This window comes from Streptomyces sp. NPDC045778, assembly GCF_056431945.1.
Map to the genome: position 1 here is coordinate 125,936 of NZ_JBWKJZ010000001.1, position 19,111 is coordinate 145,046.

Sequence of the window (19,111 nt, forward strand, 5' to 3'; positions counted from 1 at the left end):
TCCTCGTCGTCATGGTCGTCGTGGTCGTCGCGGTCGTCGTGGTCCCGGTCCTGGTGGATGCGGTGGAGCGGCCCGGGCGCGGCGGCCCGGGCCGGGCGGGAGCGGGACGCTAGCGCGCCCAGCCGGTGAAGCTGTTCCCCACGCCCTCGCCGCGGGCGGCGGGCTGCGGGCTCTCGCTGGGCCTGAGGGCCTCGGCGACGGTGCGGACCAGCCAGGCGTTGACCGACAGGCTCTCGGCCGCCGCGGCCTCCTCGGCCTGGGACTTGAGGTGCATGGGCAGCCGGAGGTTGATGCGGGCGGTGCCGCCCTCCTCGGCCTCGGGGACGGGCGCCGGGGCGGGGGCGGCGCGCGTCACGGGCGCCTCCATGACCGGCGCCTCGAAGGTGTCGGTGAGGGGCGGCGGGGTCACCACGAAGTCCGGGTCGCCCCCACGCAGGCGCACGTCGACCGAGCCGGGAGCGAGGTCTCGGGTAACCTCGTCCATGGCCGCGGACAGCACGTTCAGCAACGTGAGCCGGGTGGCCGACTCGAGCGGGGCGATCAGACGCTCGGCCACCGCGCGAGCCTCCTCACCACCGGCCTCGGCGGCGACCGCGAGCTCCTGACGGAGTTGGTCGACATACGGCGTGAGATTCATGGCATCACTATGGCACCACAATGGCGCCATGGCAAGTTCTTAACGCACCCCCGCAGCCCCCGCCCCCTCGCCTTGAGCAGGTCGCACCACGCCCTTCACCACGGGCGACCACCTCGCACCCCTGCGGCGAACACCCCACGCGCCCCTCGGATGTCACACCCCCTCCCCCTCTGATGGCACCACGCATGGCGCCACTCCTTGTCACTCATCCAGCGTAATCATGTCGACACGCAGCGATCACGGTTGAATATCGAACCAATCAGCGCTACAGTCAATCTTGTTGAACATTAAACCGCTCATGGTCGCGCCTCCCCCGTGCGCGGCCCACCCCCTAGGAGCACGCCATGGGTCTCTTCGGCCGGAAGACCGAGAACACCGCCAACACCGCCACCGCCTCGGGTGCCACCGCGCCCGCCGCCGTCAGCCCCGAACTCGCCGCCCTGACCGGTGACTACACGCTGGACCCCACGCACACCAGCATCGGCTTCGTCGCCCGGCACGCCATGGTCACGAACGTCAAGGGCTCCTTCCTCGACGTCAGCGGCTCGCTGCACCTCGACGGCACCGACCCGGCCGCGTCGACGGCCGTCATCGAGGTGACGATGGACAGCATCGACACCGGCAACGCGGACCGCGACGGCCACCTCAAGAGCGCGGACTTCTTCAAGACGGAGGAGTTCCCGAAGATGACCTTCCGCTCCACCGGGGCCGAGGCGCTGGGCGGCGACGACTACCGCGTCACCGGCGACCTGACCATCCTCGGCACCACCCGGCCGCTCACCATCGACCTGGAGTTCAACGGCTCGGCCAAGGACCCGTTCGGCAACGAGCGCGTCGGCTTCGAGGGCAAGGCGGAGCTGCTGCGCTCGGAGTGGGGCCTGACGTGGAACGCGGCCCTGGAGACGGGCGGCGTCCTGGTCTCCGACAAGATCAAGCTGACGTTCGACATCTCGGCGATCAAGAACCCTGCGTAACGGCCGGGCTCACGCCGGGCCGCGCACGCCGTGCCGGACCGCTCACACCGCCCCGGAGCGCTTACGCCGCGCCGGGGCGCGGCGTCAGAACCCGCCGCCGAAGTCCCCGCCCCCGCCGAAGTCGCCGCCGCCCCCGAAGTCCCCGCCGCCGAAGTCGCCCGGGTCGAAGTCCGCGCCCGTGACGTCCCCGCCGTCGGCCATCGGCACGCCCGCCTGGGCCGCGTACGCCGGGGACGACAGGGCCGAGCCGAGCATCGTGCCGACGAGGAGGCCGGGGAGCAGGCCGCCGCCGAAGTAGCCGCCCGCCCAGGGGGCGTAGGCCGGGCCCGCCTCCCAGTAGGGGCGGCGCTCGCCGGTGTCGGTGGTGACGGTGCGGGTCATCGGGTCTTCGCCGTCGGCGAGGCGGACCGCGTCGGCCGCGCACACCGGCACCTCGCGGGGCGTGCCGCCCGCCGGGGTCCACCCGGCGTCCTTCACGGAGGGGCCGTGCCGGGGGTCGAAGAAGCACGGCGGCCGCCGCTCGGGCAGCGCCCTGCCCTCGCGGCGCGCGGCGAGCAGGGCGAGCGAGAAGCGGCCGTCCTCCAGGGCCTGGGTGACGGCCCGGACCTGCTCGGGCCGCTCGGCGGCGGCCATGAAGGACTTCGCCTTCTCGTACGCGTCCAGCGCCCGCTCGTAGTCGGCGCGCATGGCGTCGTCGGCGCCGGCCTCCGCGGGGTGGAAGTCGAGCCGGTCCAGTTCCTCGCCGAAGGCCGTGATGTCCTCGTCGACGACGACGCGCAGCTTCTCCAGGGCCGCGCGCTCCTCCTGCGCGCGCTTGCGGCGCCGGGTGCGGGCCACCGCGTAGGCGCCCGCGCCGCCCGCGACGATCACCGCGCCGACGCCGATCAGCGCGCCGACGGGCGCCCCTTCGTCGCCGCCGGTGTCGCCCCAGGACGCGGGCGCGCTGCCCGACGTCTGGGCGACGGCCCGGTCCACGAAGTCGTTGAGCTGCTGTTTCGCGTCGGGCTCGCCGCGGACGAGCGCGGTCAGGTTCTTGACGGCGTTGTCCGCCAAGGCCGCGCCGTCGGCCTTGGCGTCGAAGGCGTCGCCGAGCCTGATCGCGTACACCCCCGTGATCCCCGTCGCCGTCCGCAGGTTCCGGAACAGGTCCTGCTTCGGGAACGACGCGGGGAGCACGGCGACGAAGACCGGCTTGTCGGCCTTTTTGATCTTGTCGGCGAGGGCGTCGGCGTCGGCGCGGGAGAGCTGGGACGCCGCCGCCCCGTCGACGTACACCGGGTTCTCGCGCAAGGCGTCGGCCACCGCCGCGACGTCCGTGGCGGCCCCGGCCGCGGGCGCGAGCGTGGCGCCCAGGGCCAGGAGCAGTCCGGACAGGATGACGGTCAGCCGCGACGCCGCCTGCCTGGTGGGCCTCATACTTCACGCTAACCCAGGCCGGCCGCGAACGTGCCCCCCGTGCTTACTCGACGGGCTCGACCCCGGCCCTGAGCAGGCCGTACGTGACCGCGTCCTCCAGCGCCTGCCAGGACGCGGCGATCACGTTGTCCGCGACGCCGACGGTCGACCACTCGCCGTCGCCGTCCGTGGTGGAGATGAGCACGCGGGTGGTGGAGCTGGTGCCGTGCTTGCCCTCCAGGATGCGGACCTTGTAGTCCACCAGCTCCAGTTTGGCCAGCTCCGGGTACATCCGCTCCAGGCCGACGCGCAGGGCCCGGTCCAGGGCGTTGACGGGGCCGTTGCCCTCCGCCGTCGCCACGATGCGCTCGCCCTTGGCCCACACCTTCACGGTGGCCTCGTTGGCGTGCGAGCCGTCGGGCCGGTCCTCGACGATGGCGCGCCAGGACTCGGTGCGGAAGTAGCGGCGTGCGCGCCCCTCGGCCTCCGCGCGCAGGAGCAGCTCGAAGGACGCGTCGGCTGCTTCGTACGTGTAGCCCTTCAGCTCGCGTTCCTTGACGCGCTCCACGACGCGGCCGACCAGTTCGCGGTCGCCGCCGAGGTCGACGCCCAGCTCCTTGCCCTTCAGCTCGACGGAGGCGCGGCCGGCCATGTCGGAGACCAGCATGCGGATGCGGTTGCCCACGAGGCCGGGGTCGATGTGCTGGTAGAGGTCGGGGTCGACCTTGATCGCGGAGGCGTGCAGGCCCGCCTTGTGCGCGAAGGCCGAGACGCCGACGTAGGGCTGGTGGGTGGCGGGGGTGAGGTTCACGACCTCGGCGATGGCGTGCGAGACCCGGGTCATCTCGCGCAGCGCGCCCTCGGGCAGGACCCGCTTGCCGTACTTCAGCTCCAGGGCGGCGACGACCGGGAAGAGGTTGGCGTTGCCGACGCGCTCGCCGTAGCCGTTGGCGGTGCACTGGACGTGGGTGGCGCCCGCGTCGACGGCGGCGAGGGTGTTGGCGACCGCGCAGCCGGTGTCGTCCTGGGCGTGGATGCCGAGCCGGGCGCCGGTGTCGGCGGCGACGGTGGCGACGACGGCCTGCACCTGGGCGGGGAGCATGCCGCCGTTGGTGTCGCACAGGACCACGACGTCCGCGCCCGCCTCGTGCGCGGCCCGCACGACGGCCTTGGCGTACCCCGGGTTGGCGCGGTAGCCGTCGAAGAAGTGCTCGCAGTCGACGAAGACGCGGCGGCCCTGCTCGCGCAGGTGCGTGACGGTGTCGCGGACCATCTCCACGTTCTCGTCGAGCGTGGTGCGCAGGGCGAGTTCGACGTGCCGGTCGTGGGACTTGGCGACCAGCGTGATGACCGGGGCGCCGGAGTCGAGGAGCGCCTTGACCTGCGGGTCCTCGGCGGCGCTCCCGCCCGCGCGGCGGGTGGCGCCGAACGCGACGAGCTGCGCGTTCTTGAAGGCGACCTCGTCCTTGGCGCGGGCGAAGAACTCGGTGTCGCGCGGGTTGGCGCCGGGCCAGCCGCCCTCGATGAAGCCCACGCCGAAGTCGTCCAGGTGCCGGGCGATGGTCAGCTTGTCCGCGACGGTCAGGTTGATGCCCTCGCGCTGCGCGCCGTCGCGCAGCGTGGTGTCGAACACGTGGAACGAATCGTCGGGCTGGCTGGTTTCCGTCGTCATCTTTCTGGCTCCTGTGTCGGATCTCGGTCTACCGGATGACCGGCTCCACCATCCTCATGATCCCTCGCGCGGTGTTCCTCCGGCGGGGTGGGCCGGAAAACGAAAAGACCCCTCGCGGGTGCGAGAGGTCTGCGCGCGGGTCGAGGACGGTGCCGCCCCGTACGGTCGTACGGGGGCGGTCACTGCGGACCGGCGCGCCTGCTGCCCATAATCACGGCGGTAAGCATGGGGGCAGCCTGCCATACGCCGCGCCGCGCTTGAACGGTCGCCCGCATGGTGAGACGACCGGTCGAGCGCGGCGCCGCCGTCAGCCGAGGTAGCGCACGAACGCGTCGTAGCCGTCGTTCGTGTCGCCCCGCAGCAGGCCCGGGTCCGCCGAGAGGAACACGACGCGCTTGCCGTTCGCCGAGACGGCGCCCGGGCTCACCGTCGCCGACGCCGTGCCGCCCGTGGCGTCGGGGGTGACGAGGGCCGTCCTGCCGGTCCTCAGGTCCCGTACGTAGACGGGTGTTTCGGTGCCGTACTGGCTGCCCGGCTCCTTCACCTCCGTCATGTACGTGAGGCGGCGGCCGTCGGCGCTGATGGCTGGGGCACGGGTGTAGGCCGCGCCGGGGCCGCCCTGGGCGCCGTGGACGCGCTGGTTCTTGCCGGTCGCGAGGTCGTGGACGAAGACGTTCCAGGCCTTGTCGTCGTCGTCCGGCACGAGGTGGGTGTCGCGGGACTCGAAGACGACCTTGCGGCCGTCGCCGCTGAGGGACGGCTCCAGGGACTCCTTCTCGGTCCTGGAGCCGTCGTGGGAGCGGTCGACCTGGGTCAGGCGGCCGGTGGCGCGGTCGCGCAGCCAGACGTCGCTCCAGTCGTCGCCCCGCGGGCCGTTGGTGTAGTTGTGCGCGTAGACGACCTTGCGGCCGTCGTCGCTGACCGTCGGGGTGTGCGCGGAGCGCGGCTCCCAGCCGGGGTTGGGGTGGCTGATCCGTTCCGTGGTCTTCTTCACCCGGTCGCGCAGGAACACGACCTGGCCGTCGGAGCCCTCGCGCTTGCGGGTGTCGAAGACGGCGTAGCGGGCGTCCGGGGTGAGCGAGACGGTGCCCGCGCCCTTGCCGTCGAAGCCGCTCGGCAGCTCCACGTCCAGGCGCTGGAACTTCTTCGTCCTGCGGTCGTACAGGCGCACGTCGGACGCGCCGTAGTCGCCGGCGGGGGCGGTGATGACGGCGACGTGGCGGCCGTCGCCGCTGAGCGAGGGGTTACGGAGCTGGCGGCCCGGCAGCGTGACGCGTTCCGTCCTTCCGGTGGCCAGGGTGCGGACGAACACGTCGGAGCGGCCGTTGGTGTCCCCGGCCACCAGGTCGCTCGCCTCGGAGTCGAAGGCGGCGACCTTGCCGTCGCGGCTGATGACCGCGGACGACACGGCCGCGTTGCCCGCCGTGCCGCCCGGTGTGACGCTCACGCCGGCCGTGCGCGGCGCGGCGGGCGCCGCGGAGGCGGCGGGCAGGGCGGTCGCCGTGACCGCCGCGGCGACGACCGCGGCGGCCAGGGCGGCGCGCTGGGTGCTGTGGCGCATGGTTCGGATCCCCCGTGTGGTGTGTGGTGCGGGTCCGGCTCTCGCGGAGCCGCTGCCTGTAGGGAGTGCCGTACGGGCACGCTTGGTTGCTGGTACGACTGTTCGCACCGGGGGGCGTGCGGGGGCACGTCCGACACGCCGTTCGCGCCCCCCCTCACCGGAACGGGCTCAGCGAGGCGGTCGTGGCAGTCGTGTCAGTCATGGCAGTCGTGTTATCGGGTGTGGCGTACGAACACGTCGGCCTCGCCGTTGGTGTCGTCGGGTACGAGGTCGGGTGCCGCCGAACCGAACGTGACCGCGCGGCCCTTGGCGGCCACCGCGCCGGCGCCCGCCCGGGCGTCGGGCGGGCCGACGGGTGTGCTCCGGCCGGTGCGCAGGTCGAGCAGGTACAGGCCGTCGGACCTGGAGAGCACGGCGTGCCGGGCGGTGGCGGTGGCCGCCCTGGCGCGGCCGTCGGTGACGCGCCGGGTCGTGCCGGTGCGCGCGTCGTGGACGTACAGGCCGCCCTGGGCGTTGAAGAGGACCCGGTGGCCGTCGGCGCTGATCCGGACCAGTTCGGCCGTGCCGAGGCCGGGGTCGAGGGGGACGCGCTCGCCCGTGCCGCGGGTCTTGAGGAACACGTCCGCGGTGTCGTCGGGGCCCTCGCTGTAGCCGCCGACCTGGTAGGCGACGCGGGTGCCGTCGCCGTTCACGGAGGCCGCGCCCTTCCCGCCCTCCTCCGGGGGTGAGATCAGCTCGTCGGTGCCGGTGGCGGTGTCACGGACGTACAGCAGCCGGGTGGCCTGGGGGCCGTGGCGGTTGCCGATGGTGTACGCGACGTGCCTGCCGTCGGGGCTCAGGGCCTGTACGGCGCCCAGTTCGGCGGAGCCGGGCGGGTCATCGGGCCACAGGCGCTGCGAGGTGCCGGTCGCGGTGTCGTGGAGGTAGGGCGCCGTGAAGCGCTTGCCCGCGGTGAAGGCGACGCGGGTGCCGTCCGCGCTGAGCAGCGGCGAGCCGTACAGGTGGCCGCTGCCGAGGTCGATGCCGGTGAGGGCGCCCGTGGTCAGGTCCTTGACCTTCAGGCACGGGAGGAACCGCGCGCAGCCGAGGCCCGGGGCCCGGGTCACGAACGCGACACGGCGGCCGTCGCCGCTGAGCGCGGCGTCCTCGGAGGGCCCGTCGAGCTGGCCGCCGTCACCCGTGGTGCTGACGCGTTCGGTGCGGGGTGCCCGCGGGGCGGCGTCCGCGGGCGTCGCGGCGGTGGCACCGAGCACCGCGAGGAGAGCCGCGCTCAGCAGGGTCGTCGTGGGGCGGTGTCTCACCGGTTCTCCTCAGCGGTCTTGTGGCAGCGCCCCGAAGGGGCGCGGGGCTGTGCCGATATGCGGCTCCGCCGCGCGGGCGCGACCAGCCACGACGTCCCGCGGGCGATCGACGGCCCATCGCGGCGATTCCAGCGAAGCGCTCAGCGCGGCGTGCGGACGAACACGTCCGGGACGCCGTTCGTGTCGCCCGCCACGAAGTTCTGCTCGTCGAAGCCGCTGAAGACGACCGTGCGCGCGTGGGCGTCCATGCGGGCGTCCACGGCGTTCGCGGGCCTGCCGTCCTTGTCCGGTGACACCAAGCGGTCGGCGCCCGTGCGCAGGTCGCGGACGAACTCGGCGTCGTCGGTGGTGAGGACCGGCCAGGTGTCGAGCAGCAGCTGCGAGCCGTGGGCGGAGATCCCGTCGACGGAGAGCACGCCTTCGGGCCCGGGCAGGACCGCGTCGACGCGGGTGATCTTCCCGGTGCGCAGGTCGCGTACGAACGGGTTGACGCTGTCGTTGGGGTCCTCGCCCGGGACCAGGTCGGAGGCGCCGGAGTCGAAGGCGAGGGTGGAGCCGTCCGCGCTGAGCAGCGGGTTGGTGGCGGCGCCGTTCGCGGGGCCGCCGTCGTACGGGGTGTCGGCCTGGGTCTCGCCGCCGGTGTCGCGGTCGTGGACGTAGAGGTCGGACCAGTCGCCGCGCGGCGGGGTGCCGCGCACGGCCTGGTAGGCCACCGTCCTGCCGTCGGCGCTGATCGTCGGGGCGCGGAAGCCGCGGAAGCCCTCGTCGCCGTCCACGGGGAAGCTGACGCGCTCGGTGCGCCGGGCACGCAGGTCGCGCACGTAGACGGCCTGGGCCCCGGTGGTGGTGTAGTCGGTGTCGTCGACGGTGAAGGCGACGGTGCGGCCGTCGGCGGAGAGCGCGGGCGCGGAGCCGTTCTCGAAGGGCATCGGCAGGTCGACGTCGGCGCGCTCGGCGCTGCCGGTCCGCAGGTCACGGACCACCACGGCGGTCGTGTCGCCGTCCTGCGCGGTGTAGGCGAGGTAGCGGCCGTCTCCGCTGAGCGCCGGTGAGGAGAGTTCGCCGCCGCTGTCCACGATCCGCTGGGTCCTGCCGCGGCGCAGGTCCCGTACGAACAGGTCGGTCCGGTCGTCGGTGTCGTCGCGCACGAGGTTGCTCGCCCGCGAGGTGAAGGCGGCCACCCGGCCGTCGGCGCTCACGACCGGGGAGCTTGAGGGGCCGTTCGCCGCGCCGCCGTCGACGGCGACGCTGATGAGGCGTGTGGCCCCGGCGCCCGCCGCCGGTCCTGGCGGCGCCGGCGCGGCGCCGGCGGCGGGCAGGGCGGTGGCCGCGAGCAGGAGGGCCAGGGCGCTCACGCCCGCCGCCCGTGCGGCCGGTCCGGGTCTCTTCTTCCGCCGGTCTGTGGCCATGCGATCCCCCCGGAAGGCACGTGCCCCGGCCCGGTGCCAGGGCCCACCGGGGATGCAAGCGCACACCGGGCGCGGGGGTCAATCAGCCGTAACGCGTACAACCTGGACGGGGCGTCAAGCGTCCGCGGCCGGCCCCGTGGCAAGGGTCTGGTCGGCGAACTCCCTCGCGTGGCCCAGGACTTGGGGCCGGTCGGTGCCGCGCAGGCCGATGGCCAGGTGGATGCTCAGGCCGTCCAGGAGCGCCCGCAGGCGGGTCGCGACCCGGTCGGGGTCGACGGCGCGGAACTCGCCGCGCGAGACGCCCTCGGCGAGGAGGGCCACGAGGTCGCGGTGCCAGGCGCCCTCGATGGCGGCCTGTCGGTCGCGGCCGCCCGCGTCGGCGTCGAGCGAGCGGTTCCACACCTCCAGCCAGAGCGTCCAGTGCGGGTCGCGGTGGCCCTCGGGGACGTACAGGTCGATGTACGCGTCCAGGCGCTCGCGGGCCGTGGTGTCCTGGGCGAGCAGCTGCCGCCGCCGGGCGCCGAGCTGTCCCTCGCTCCACTCCAGGGTGCGCAGGAGCAGCTCGTCCTTGGAGCCGAAGTAGTAGAGGAGGTGGCCGCTGCTCATGCCGACCTCGCGGCCGAGCGCGGCCATGGTGAGCTGCTCGAGGCCGCGCTCGGCGATCATCTCCATGGCCGTGGCGAGGACGTCTTCGCGCGGGGGCGCGTTCCTGCGCGCGCTGCGCGAGGGGCTCGCTTCGGCCACGTGGTGCTCCTGCTGTTAGATCCTTGGCTGCTGCTGGGTGACGCAGTGGATGCCGCCGCCTCCGGCAAAGATCGTACGGGCGTCGACGAGCGTGACCGCGCGGCGCGGGAAAAGACGCCGGAAGATGCCCGCGGCCTGCTCGTCGCGCGGGTCGTCGAAGCCGCACAGGACGACGCCGCCGTTGCACAGGTAGTGGTTGATATACGAGTAGTCGACCCAGCCCTCGTCGTCGGCGAGGACGGTGGGCGCGGGCACCTCGACGACTTCCAGGGCGCGGCCGCGGGCGTCCGTCCGCCCGCGCAGCAGGCCCGTGACCTCCTTGCTGACCTCGTAATCCGGGTGGGCCGGGTCCCGCTGGCTGTGCACGAGGACCACGCCGGGCGCGGCGAAGGCGGCGACGATGTCGACGTGGCCGAGGGTGCCGAAGCCGTGGCCGGGGTAGTCGGCGGTGAGGCCGCGCGGCAGCCAGATCGCCTCGGTGGTGCCGAGGCACGCGTGGACCTCGGCCTCGACGCGCTCCCGGGTCCAGCCGGGGTTGCGCTCGGGGCCGAGCTGCACGGTCTCGGTGAGGAGGACGGTGCCCTCGCCGTCGACGTGGATGCCGCCGCCCTCGTTGACGAGGGGCGAGGCGTGCACGGGGGCGCCCGCGAGGTCCGCGACGTGCCGGGCGACCTTCGCGTCGTGCTCCCAGGAGGCCCACTCCTGGGCGCCCCAGCCGTTGAACACCCAGTCGACGGCGGCGAGGCCCCCGGTGGCGGTGTCGTGCACGAAGGTGGGGCCGATGTCCCGCATCCAGGCGTCGTCCAGCTCCCGCTCGACCACCTCCACGTCCGGGCCGAGGAATTCCCGGGCGGACGCGCTCTGGCCGGGCCCGCACACCATGGTGACCGGCTCGAAGCGGCGCACGGCGCGGGCGACGGCGGCCCAGGCCCGGCGCGACGCGTCCAGGTCCGCCGGGTCCTGGAAGGTGGTGTTGGGTCCCGGCCAGGCCATCCAGGTGCGGTCGTGCGGGGCCCACTCCGGGGGCATGTACAGGGTCATGGGTGCGTCCTTGGGGGGTGCGGGCGTCAGAGGAAGTACAGGCGGTTGAGGGACACCGAGTCGGCGGGCTCGGAGCGCAGCGGGTCGCCGTCGAGGGTGACGAGGCCGGTGCGCTGGTCCACGTCCACGGCGCCCGTACGGGAGTTCAGGCGCAGGTCGGCGGGGCCGATGCCGCGGGTGCCGCGCACGGCGACGCGGCGGCGGCGCGTCGGCATGAGGTCGTGGCCCTGGTCGACGGCGGCCTGGGCGACGAAGGCGACGGACAGGTCGGCGGCGGTCGCGCCGTACGCGCCGAACTGCGGGCCGAGGACGAGCGGTTCGCAGGTGTCGGTCGCGGCGTTCGGATCGCCGACCACGCCGTAGGCGGGGAAGCCCGCCTTGAGCACGAGCTGCGGCTTGGCCCCGAAGAACTCGGGCCGCCACAGCACGATGTCGGCGAGCTTGCCGGTCTCGATCGAGCCGACCTCGTGGGCGAGGCCGTGCGCGATGGCGGGGTTGAGGGTGAGCTTGGCGATGTAGCGCAGGACGCGCGCGTTGTCGTCGTCGGGGCCGTCGCCGTCCATCGGGCCGAGGTCGGCCTTCATCTTCCCGGCCATGGCGAAGGTGCGGCGCACGGTCTCCCCCGCGCGGCCCATGCCCTGCGCGTCGGACGAGGTGATGCCGATGGCGCCGAGGTCGTGCAGGACGTCCTCGGCGCCCATGGTCCCGGCGCGGATGCGGTCGCGGGCCATGGCGGCGTCGCCGGGCAGGTCGGTCTTCAGGTCGTGGACGGAGACGATCATCCCGTAGTGCTCGGCCACGGCGTCCCGGCCGAAGGGCAGGGTGGGGTTGGTGGAGGACCCGATGACGTTCGGCACGCCCGCCATCTTCAGGACGTTCGGCACGTGGCCGCCGCCGCACCCCTCGATGTGGAACGCGTGGATGGTGCGCCCCTCCAGGACCTTCAGGGTGTCCTCCACCGACAGGCACTCGTTCAGGCCGTCGCTGTGCAGGGCGACCTGGACGTCGTGCTCCTCGGCGACGCGCAGCGCGGTGTCGAGGGCGCGGGTGTGGGCGCCCATGTCCTCGTGCACCTTGAAGCCGCTCGCGCCGCCCTCGGCGAGGGCCTCGACCAGCGGGGCCGGGTCGGAGGACGAACCCCGGCCCAGGAAGCCGATGTTGACGGGCCAGGCGTCGAAGGCGTTGAACGCGTGCCGCAGCGCCCAGGGCGAGTTGACGCCCACGCCCCACACCGGCCCGAACTCCTGGCCGATGACCGTCGTGACGCCGGACGCGAGCGAGGCCTCCATGATGCGCGGCGAAAGGAGGTGGACGTGGGTGTCCACGGCTCCGGCGGTGGCGATGAGCCCTTCGCCGGACACGATGGACGTACCGGTGCCGACGACGACGTCCACGCCGTCGAGGGTGTCCGGGTTCCCGGCCCGCCCGATCGCGGCGATCCGGCCCTCGCGGATGCCGATGGACACCTTCCGGATGCCCTGCGCCGCGTCGATGACCAGGACGTTGCTGATCACGACGTCGCAGGTGTCGCGGACCGCGGCGGCCTTGAGGTGCAGTCCGTCGCGGGCGGTCTTGCCGAATCCGGCGAGGAACTCGTCGCCGTACCGCTGCGCGTCGGACTCGACGCGGACAATCAGGCCGGAGTCGCCGAGCCGGACGCGGTCCCCGGCGCGGGGGCCGTGCGTGGCGGCGTAGGCGTGTGGATCGATGCTCATCGTGCGGTCGCTCCCAGGTAGCCACAGGCGGCGGCCCTGCGCAGGGCCTCTTCCTTCGCGCCGGGCGCGTCGAGCGCGCCGTCGACGAGGCCCGCGAAGCCGATCGCGACGCGGTCGCCGCCGATCGGCACGAGCCCGACGTCGACGCGCTCGCCGGGCCCGAAGCGCACGGAGGACCCGGCGGGCACGGCGAGCCGCATGCCGTAGGCGGCGGCGCGGTCGAAGTCGAGCCGCGGGTTGGCCTCGAAGAAGTGGAAGTGCGAGGTCACCGAGACCGGGACGGTCGCAGTGTTGCGCACGGCGAGGTCCGCGACCGGCGCGGGGTCGGCGTGCGCGGGCCCCGGGAGCAGGGCTCCGGGCGCCTCGTCGCCGCCGCCGTCGCCGCCGATCGGGTGGGACACGACGGCGAGCCGGGAGCCGTCGTCGAAGACGGCCTCCACGTGCACCTCGGTCACCACGTCCGCGACACCCGGAAGCACGTCGTCCGGGCCGAGCACGGCCCTGGCCCGCTCAATGGCCTCGGCGAGCCGGGCGCCGTCGCGCGCCGCCTCGCACACGGTGTCGGCGACGAGGGCGGTCGCCTCGGGCACGTTGAGCCGCAGCCCGCGCGCCCTGCGGGCGCGGGCCAGCTCGGCGGCGCCGAAGAGCAGCAGCCGGTCGCGTTCGGTCGGGGTCAGTCGCATGCCAGGCACCTCGCATCCGCGGGGCACCCGCACGGCTCGGGCGCCCACACATTTGAACGCCACTCTAAGCAGAGAAACGAGAACGCGGAAGCCTCACCCATTGACGCGGTGGCACGGCATCCCTCACATTGAACGCCACTCAAACACTTCGCACGCTCAGCCCGTCTTCCGTCGAGCGACCACGTCAGGGGCCTTCATGCCGATCGAACAGCGCGGAGTCGACACCGTCCCCGAGGAGGAGCGCACCAGCGGCCCCCGCGACGTGGCCGCGATCCTCCTCGGCTCCAACCTCTGTCTTGGCGTGATCGTCTTCGGCTGGCTGCCGGTGTCGTTCGGCCTGGACTGGTGGCAGTCCGTGTCCGCGGTGGTGGCGGGCACCCTGGTCGGCACCGCGCTGACCGCGCCCCTCGCCCTGGTGTCGCTGCGTACGGCCACGAACCTGTCCACGTCCTCCGGCGCCCAGTTCGGCGTGCGCGGCCGCCTGGTCGGCTCGGCGGTCGGGCTGCTGCTCTCGCTCGGCTACACCGCGCTGACGCTGTGGATCGGCGGCGACGTCATGGTGGGCACCCTGCACCGGCTGTGCGGACTGCCCACGGGCGCACCCACGTACGCGCTGGTGTACGTGGTGCTCTCGGCGGCGACCGTGGGCGGCGCGGTGTACGGCTACCAGGTGCTGCTGCGGCTCTCCCGCGTGCTCGCGGTCGGCATGACGGCACTCCTGGTCCTCGGCGTCGTGGCCTACGCGCCGGACTTCACCACGGCCGCGCCGCCCGGGGCGGGCGGCTACGCGCTCGGCTCCTTCTGGCCGACCTGGACCCTCGCCCTGGTGGCCGCGGGCCTGTCGGGCCCCATCGCCTTCATCACCCTGCTCGGCGACTACACGCGGTACGTCTCCCCCGCCCGGCACGGCTCGGGTCCGGTCCTGCGGGCGACCTGCCTGGGCCTGGTCGCGGGGCTCCTGGTGCCCCAGCTCTTCGGCACCTTCACGGCGTACGCGGCGAGGGCCGCCCTGGACTACGCCGGGCCGCTGGTCGCGGCGGCCCCCGGCTGGTACCTGGTCCCGCTGCTGCTCGCCGCCTGCGCCGGGTCGGTCGGCAACGCGGGCCTGATGCTGTACTCGATGGGGCTCGACCTGGACGCGATCGTGCCGAGGGCGTCGCGGGCGCGGGCCACGTGCGCCGTGGCGGTGGTCGCCACGGGGTGCGTGTTCGCCGGGCACTTCGCCTGGGCCGCGCAGGACGCGATGACGTCCTTCGTCCTGCTGCTCACGGCCATCGGCACGCCCTGGGCCGTCATCACGCTCATCGGGTTCGCGCGCTGCCGGGGCGCGTACGACGCGGAGGCGCTCCAGGTCTTCAACCGCCGCGCGCGGGGCGGGATCTACTGGTTCCGGGGCGGCTGGAACCCCTGGGCCACGGGCGCCTGGGCGCTCGGCGCGGCGGTGGGCCTGCTTGCGGTGTCCCTGCCCTCCTACGAGGGGCCGTTGCTCGCCCTGACCGGCGGGGTGGACGTGAGCTTCCTGCTGTCGGGGGCGGTGGGGGGCGCCGCCTACGCGATATCCCCCGGAGCCGCGCCTTCCGGGACCGGCGAGGCGCCGCCTCCGCCGGGTCACCCGATGTCGAGCACCGCCTTGCCGTGGAGCTTCCTGTCCCGCAGGTCCCGCACCGCGCTGTCCGCCTCGTCCCAGGCGCCGCGCCACGCCACGCCCGCGTCGAGCCTGCCGCCGGCGACCTGCTCCGCGAGCCACGCGAGGTCCCGCCCCAGGGGAGCGCCCCCGCCCAGCAGGTAGAAGCTCACCACCGCGCGGTCGTGCCGGCCCAGGTTGCCGTACAGCACCCCGTGTGCGAAGTGCTCGTCGTCGCCGCCCGCGTGCCCCACGGCCACCAGCGTGCCCCCGGCCGCCAACGCCTCGTACGCGGCGACGAGCTGACGGCCGCCCACCAGGTCCACCACGCCGTCCACGGCCGCCTCGGCGTCGGCGGGGTCCGCGAGGACCTCGTGGGCGCCGAGCTGCCGCAGCCGCTCGCCGTGCGCCTGGGGATCCCCGGTCGTGGCCACGACGTACGCCCCGCCCTGCCGGGCGAGCTGTACCGCGTACCGTCCGACGCCGCCCGTCGCCCCGGTGACCAGGACGCGCCGCCCGAGGATCGGTCCGATCCGGTGCAGGGCCCGCAGCGCGCTGAGTCCGGCGACGGGCACCGTGCTGATGACGCCGAGGTCCGCGCCCTCGGGCACGACGCCGAGCGACCCGGTGTCCACCGCGCGGAGTTCGGCCCACCCCCCGGCCTCCCCCAGGGTCACCACGGGCGTGCCCGCCGCGGGTCCCGAGCCGTCGGCGGCCGCCCGTTCCACGAACCCGGCCGCGTCCCAGCCGAGCACGGCGCCCAGCTCCGCGCCCGGCACGAGGTGGGTGACCTCGCCGTTGTTCAGGGAGGTCGCGGTCACGCGGACCAGGGCCTGGTGGGTGGCGGGCACGGGGTCGGGCGCCGTACCGAGGCGCAGTCCGGCCGGGGCGGAAGGGTCGACGAGCAGAGCGCGCACGAGGGCACCTCTTTCCAGTACGGGAACAGGCACCGTTTCCGGTACGGGAACGGGCATCGCCATAGTGCCACTGAGTGGCATAAGCCATCAAGGGGCATTGGCTACCCGACTACACTCCTCTCATGGACACCGACCGGGCCGCCGCCCCCCTCTCCCTGCGCGAGCGCAAGAAGCTCCGCACCCGGCAGGCGCTCATCGACACGGCCCTCGAACTGTTCACGGAGCGCGGCTTCGACCACGTCACGCTCGACGAGCTGTGTGACGCCGTCGAGGTGTCCAAGCGGACCTTCTTCCGCACGTTCACCAGCAAGGAAGACGTGGCGGCCGCACCGCTGCACGACCTGTGGACGGTGTTCCTCGACGAACTCGGCGCGGCGCGGCCCGACGGCGGCCCGCTGAGCGAGCTGCTGCGCGACGCGCTGCTCGCCGCCCTCGACCGCATGCCCGGCGAGGAGTGGGCGCACCGCGTGCTGCTCAGCCGCCGCCTCGCCGCCCGCAACCCGTCGATGGACGCGCACGGCCTCGCCTTCTGCGACCGCACCGGGCGCGCCGCCCTGGACCTCGTCGTACGCCGCTTCGACCTCGGCGGCGCCCCGCACGAGCAGGACCGGCTGCGCGCGCACCTGGCCGTCGACCTGCTCGTGGTCGCGTGGCACCGGGGCCTGGAGGCCTGGACGGCGGACGCGGGCACCGCGACCCGCGCGGACCTCGCCGCCGCCTTCCGCCGGGCCTGCGCGGCCCTGCCCGAGAGCCTGGCCCTGACCGCGCGCGCCAAAGCGGACTGAGCGCTCCGCCGCGCCGCGCCATCGGGCGTCCGCGGGTTCGTTGTGGCTGGTCGCGCAGTTCCCCGCGCCCCTTCGGGGCACGGCCCGCCCGGGACGCACGAGGGCCGGGCCCGGCAGTGACTGCCGGGCCCGGCCCTCGGGACGGATGATCAGGCGGGGGCTCAGCCCAGGCGGTGCATCCAGCCGTGCTTGTCCTCGCGCACGCCGCGCTGGATGTCGAGCAGCGCCTCGCGGAGCCGCATGGTGACCTCACCGGGGCGGCCGCCGCTCTGCTCCCACTCGCCGCGCTGCGCCTTGACGGTGCCGACGGGCGTGATCACGGCGGCCGTGCCGCAGGCGAAGACCTCCGTGAGCGTGCCGTTCTCGGTGTCGGTCTGCCACTGGTCGATGGAGACGCGGGCCTCCTCGGACACATAGCCGAGGTCGCGGGCGACGGTCAGGAGGGAGTCGCGGGTGATGCCCTCCAGGATGGAGCCGGAGAGGGACGGGGTCACGATCCTGTCGCCGTACACGAAGTACAGGTTCATGCCGCCCAGTTCCTCGACCCACTTGTGCTCGACGGCGTCGAGGTAGGCGACCTGGTCGCAGCCCTTCGCGGCGGCCTCGGCCTGCGCGAGCAGCGACGCGGCGTAGTTGCCGCCGGTCTTGGCGTCGCCCATGCCGCCGGGGACGGCGCGCACGCGGTCCTCGGAGAGCCAGATGGAGACGGGCCTGACGCCGCCGGGGAAGTAGGCGCCCGCGGGGGAGGCGATGACCACGAAGAGGTACTCGTTGGCGGGCTTGACGCCGAGGCTCGCCTCCGTCGCGATCATGAAGGGGCGCAGATAGAGGGACTCCTCGCCGCCGTGCCCCGGCACCCAGTCGATGTCCTGGCGCACCAGGACGTCACAGGCCTCGATGAAGGTCTCGACCGGCAGCTCCGGCATGGCGAGGCGGCGCGCGGAGGACTGGAAGCGACGGGCGTTGGCCTCGGGGCGGAACAGGGCGACCGAGCCGTCGGGCTGGCGGTAGGCCTTCATGCCCTCGAAGATCTCCTGCGCGTAGTGCAGGACGTTCGTCGCCGGGTCGAGCGAGAGCGGGCCGTAGGGCACCAGCTGGCCGTCGTGCCAGCCGCGGCCCTCGGTCCAGCGGATCGTCACCATGTGGTCGGTGAAGTGGCGGCCGAACCCGGGGTTGGCAAGCACCGCCTCGCGCTCCGCGGCCTGGGCCGGGGTCGAAGAGGGCTTCAGCTCGATCGTGGGCGTCGTCATGGTTGCGTGTCCTTCACCGGTTTCGTGTGTGACGGACCGCGCTCACTCAGGCCGTACGCGCTCGGTGCTCACGGCGTACAGGTGTGCGCCGCTTCGCGGCCCCACGTCCGATTATCGCTCGTGGGGTTCCGTGGACGAAACAGCGGGATCTGCGGCCCCTGGGATCCGATGGTGACACCCGGCCCCCGGATACGAGAAGCCGCCGGGTGTCCACGGGGACCCGGCGGCTTCGAGTGGGGTGCGAAGGGCGGCCGGGTCAGCCCGCCACCCGTACGGCGAGCGCGTCGCCGATCTCGTCGGTGCCGCGGGCCGCGGTACCGCGGGCGCCGAGGTCGGCGGAGACGGCCTCCTCGACCCGGCTCGCCTCGGTGTCGTACCCGAGGTGGCGCAGGAGCAGGGCGACGGACAGCACGGTCGCGGTGGGGTCGGCCTTGCCCTGGCCCGCGATGTCGGGCGCCGAGCCGTGCACGGGCTCGAACATCGAGGGGAAGGTGCGCGCGGGGTTGATGTTGCCGGAGGCGGCGACGCCGATGCCGCCGGAGACGGCCGCGGCGAGGTCGGTGATGATGTCGCCGAAGAGGTTGTCGGTGACGATCACGTCGAAGCGCTCGGGCTGGGTGACGAGGTAGATCGTCGCCGCGTCCACGTGCATGTACTCGGTGGTGACGTCCGGGAACTCGGCGGCCACCCGGTTGAAGACGTTCGTCCACAGGTGGCCGGCGAAGGCCAGGACGTTGTTCTTGTGGATGAGCGCGAGCTTCTTGCGCGGCCGCGCCTGGGCGCGGGCGAAGGCGTCGCGCACCACGCGCTCCACGCCGAAGGCCGTGTTGACGGACACCTCGGTGGCGACCTCGTGCTCGGTGCCCTGGCGGATGGTGCCGCCGTTGCCGGTGTAGGGGCCTTCGGTGCCTTCGCGTACGACGACGAAGTCGATCTCGGGCTGCCCGGCGAGCGGGGTCGCGACACCGGGCAGGAGCTTGCTCGGGCGCAGGTTCACATGGTGGTCGAAGGCGAAGCGGAGCTTGAGCAGGAAGCCGCGCTCCAGGACGCCGGAGGGCACGGACGGGTCGCCGATGGCGCCGAGCAGGATCGCGTCGTGCTTCTTCAGGTCCGCGAGGTCGGCGTCGGTGAGGGTCTCCCCGGTGGCGTGGTAGCGCCGCGCGCCGAAGTCGTACTCCTTGGTCTCCAGCTTCACATCCTGCGGGAGGACGGCGTTGAGGACCTTGAGCCCCTGGGCCACGACTTCCGGGCCGATCCCGTCACCGGGGATCACTGCGAGATTGATGCTGCGAGACATGGCGGCACCCTACCTTTCGTCCCATTCAATGACACGGGCCGTCCGCGATGTGGACATCCCGTGTCCCTCCGCGCGTACGCCACCACACGGACACGCTCTCTTCACC

Annotated in this window: 15 protein-coding genes and 1 pseudogene; 3 read left to right on the top strand and 13 right to left on the bottom strand. The window is 73.6% G+C overall.

Annotated features, from left to right (window positions below; all coding sequences use genetic code 11):
• Positions 1-109 precede the first annotated feature (109 nt).
• Entirely contained in the window at positions 110-637 is a 528-nt protein-coding gene (locus AC07GB_RS00600; protein WP_478841026.1) for a toxin-antitoxin system HicB family antitoxin, read from the bottom strand.
• 344 nt (positions 638-981) lie between these two features.
• Between AC07GB_RS00600 and AC07GB_RS00605 the strand changes: the two genes are divergently transcribed.
• A complete protein-coding gene (locus AC07GB_RS00605; RefSeq protein WP_478841027.1) occupies positions 982-1,611 on the top strand; it encodes a YceI family protein in 630 nt (209 codons plus the stop codon).
• Positions 1,612-1,695: 84 nt separating this feature from the next.
• On the opposite strand, the gene AC07GB_RS00610 is transcribed toward AC07GB_RS00605, so the two are convergent.
• The 9 genes from AC07GB_RS00610 to ureA form a co-directional block, all read right to left on the bottom strand.
• Positions 1,696-3,027 (bottom strand): hypothetical protein, encoded by a 1,332-nt coding sequence (locus tag AC07GB_RS00610; RefSeq protein ID WP_478841028.1) that lies wholly within the window; start codon positions 3,025-3,027, stop codon positions 1,696-1,698.
• 43 nt (positions 3,028-3,070) lie between these two features.
• Positions 3,071-4,678 carry a citramalate synthase gene (gene cimA, locus AC07GB_RS00615; protein ID WP_478841029.1) on the bottom strand — a complete coding sequence of 536 codons (1,608 nt, stop codon included), beginning with the start codon at positions 4,676-4,678 and terminating at the stop codon, positions 3,071-3,073.
• Between the two features lie 307 nt (positions 4,679-4,985).
• Entirely contained in the window at positions 4,986-6,239 is a 1,254-nt protein-coding gene (locus tag AC07GB_RS00620) for a TolB family protein (RefSeq protein ID WP_478841030.1), read from the bottom strand.
• Positions 6,240-6,451: 212 nt separating this feature from the next.
• Positions 6,452-7,540 (bottom strand): TolB family protein, encoded by a 1,089-nt coding sequence (locus AC07GB_RS00625; protein ID WP_478841031.1) that lies wholly within the window; start codon positions 7,538-7,540, stop codon positions 6,452-6,454.
• A 140-nt stretch (positions 7,541-7,680) separates the two neighbouring features.
• Positions 7,681-8,949: a TolB family protein gene (locus AC07GB_RS00630; RefSeq protein WP_478841032.1), complete on the bottom strand. Its 1,269-nt coding sequence runs from the start codon at positions 8,947-8,949 to the stop codon at positions 7,681-7,683.
• 114 nt (positions 8,950-9,063) lie between these two features.
• Positions 9,064-9,621 (bottom strand): TetR/AcrR family transcriptional regulator, encoded by a 558-nt coding sequence (locus AC07GB_RS00635; RefSeq protein ID WP_478841399.1) that lies wholly within the window; start codon positions 9,619-9,621, stop codon positions 9,064-9,066.
• 87 nt (positions 9,622-9,708) lie between these two features.
• Positions 9,709-10,734 carry an agmatine deiminase family protein gene (locus AC07GB_RS00640; protein WP_478841033.1) on the bottom strand — a complete coding sequence of 342 codons (1,026 nt, stop codon included), beginning with the start codon at positions 10,732-10,734 and terminating at the stop codon, positions 9,709-9,711.
• Between the two features lie 26 nt (positions 10,735-10,760).
• Positions 10,761-12,449, bottom strand: a complete 1,689-nt coding sequence (locus AC07GB_RS00645) for an urease subunit alpha (RefSeq protein ID WP_478841034.1) — start codon at positions 12,447-12,449, stop codon at positions 10,761-10,763.
• The gene (gene ureA, locus AC07GB_RS00650; RefSeq protein ID WP_478841035.1) at positions 12,446-13,132 is read right to left on the bottom strand and encodes an urease subunit gamma; all 687 of its coding nucleotides are present in this window, start codon (positions 13,130-13,132) and stop codon (positions 12,446-12,448) included. The genes AC07GB_RS00645 and ureA overlap by 4 nt, the downstream gene beginning before the upstream one ends.
• A gap of 196 nt (positions 13,133-13,328) precedes the next feature.
• Here ureA and AC07GB_RS00655 point away from each other — a divergent pair, with 196 nt between their 5' ends.
• Positions 13,329-14,921 (top strand): cytosine permease, encoded by a 1,593-nt coding sequence (locus AC07GB_RS00655; RefSeq protein ID WP_478841036.1) that lies wholly within the window; start codon positions 13,329-13,331, stop codon positions 14,919-14,921.
• On the opposite strand, the pseudogene AC07GB_RS00660 reads toward AC07GB_RS00655, so the two are convergent.
• Positions 14,813-15,754 (bottom strand): annotated as a pseudogene (locus AC07GB_RS00660) (zinc-binding dehydrogenase); the annotation flags it as partial. The gene AC07GB_RS00655 and the pseudogene AC07GB_RS00660 overlap by 109 nt on opposite strands.
• Positions 15,755-15,795: 41 nt before the next feature.
• On the opposite strand from AC07GB_RS00660, the gene AC07GB_RS00665 reads away from it, so the two are divergent.
• Entirely contained in the window at positions 15,796-16,458 is a 663-nt protein-coding gene (locus AC07GB_RS00665; protein ID WP_478841037.1) for a TetR/AcrR family transcriptional regulator, read from the top strand.
• A gap of 161 nt (positions 16,459-16,619) precedes the next feature.
• On the opposite strand, the gene AC07GB_RS00670 is transcribed toward AC07GB_RS00665, so the two are convergent.
• Together AC07GB_RS00670 and AC07GB_RS00675 are read right to left on the bottom strand one after the other, a co-directional pair.
• The gene (locus AC07GB_RS00670) at positions 16,620-17,708 is read right to left on the bottom strand and encodes a branched-chain amino acid aminotransferase (RefSeq protein WP_478841038.1); all 1,089 of its coding nucleotides are present in this window, start codon (positions 17,706-17,708) and stop codon (positions 16,620-16,622) included.
• 256 nt (positions 17,709-17,964) lie between these two features.
• Entirely contained in the window at positions 17,965-19,005 is a 1,041-nt protein-coding gene (locus AC07GB_RS00675) for a 3-isopropylmalate dehydrogenase (RefSeq protein WP_478841039.1), read from the bottom strand.
• Positions 19,006-19,111: the final 106 nt, after the last annotated feature.

Excerpts from the sequence above, each read along its gene's own strand:
- AC07GB_RS00600 (WP_478841026.1), bottom strand. The coding sequence starts at position 637 with ATGAATCTCACGCCGTATGTCGACCAACTCCGTCAGGAGCTCGCGGTC.
- AC07GB_RS00605 (WP_478841027.1), top strand. The coding sequence starts at position 982 with ATGGGTCTCTTCGGCCGGAAGACCGAGAACACCGCCAACACCGCCACC.
- AC07GB_RS00610 (WP_478841028.1), bottom strand. The coding sequence starts at position 3,027 with ATGAGGCCCACCAGGCAGGCGGCGTCGCGGCTGACCGTCATCCTGTCC.
- cimA (WP_478841029.1), bottom strand. The coding sequence starts at position 4,678 with ATGACGACGGAAACCAGCCAGCCCGACGATTCGTTCCACGTGTTCGAC.
- AC07GB_RS00620 (WP_478841030.1), bottom strand. The coding sequence starts at position 6,239 with ATGCGCCACAGCACCCAGCGCGCCGCCCTGGCCGCCGCGGTCGTCGCC.
- AC07GB_RS00630 (WP_478841032.1), bottom strand. The coding sequence starts at position 8,949 with ATGGCCACAGACCGGCGGAAGAAGAGACCCGGACCGGCCGCACGGGCG.
- AC07GB_RS00635 (WP_478841399.1), bottom strand. The coding sequence starts at position 9,621 with ATGGAGATGATCGCCGAGCGCGGCCTCGAGCAGCTCACCATGGCCGCG.
- AC07GB_RS00640 (WP_478841033.1), bottom strand. The coding sequence starts at position 10,734 with ATGACCCTGTACATGCCCCCGGAGTGGGCCCCGCACGACCGCACCTGG.
- AC07GB_RS00645 (WP_478841034.1), bottom strand. The coding sequence starts at position 12,449 with ATGAGCATCGATCCACACGCCTACGCCGCCACGCACGGCCCCCGCGCC.
- ureA (WP_478841035.1), bottom strand. The coding sequence starts at position 13,132 with ATGCGACTGACCCCGACCGAACGCGACCGGCTGCTGCTCTTCGGCGCC.
- AC07GB_RS00655 (WP_478841036.1), top strand. The coding sequence starts at position 13,329 with ATGCCGATCGAACAGCGCGGAGTCGACACCGTCCCCGAGGAGGAGCGC.
- AC07GB_RS00665 (WP_478841037.1), top strand. The coding sequence starts at position 15,796 with ATGGACACCGACCGGGCCGCCGCCCCCCTCTCCCTGCGCGAGCGCAAG.
- AC07GB_RS00670 (WP_478841038.1), bottom strand. The coding sequence starts at position 17,708 with ATGACGACGCCCACGATCGAGCTGAAGCCCTCTTCGACCCCGGCCCAG.
- AC07GB_RS00675 (WP_478841039.1), bottom strand. The coding sequence starts at position 19,005 with ATGTCTCGCAGCATCAATCTCGCAGTGATCCCCGGTGACGGGATCGGC.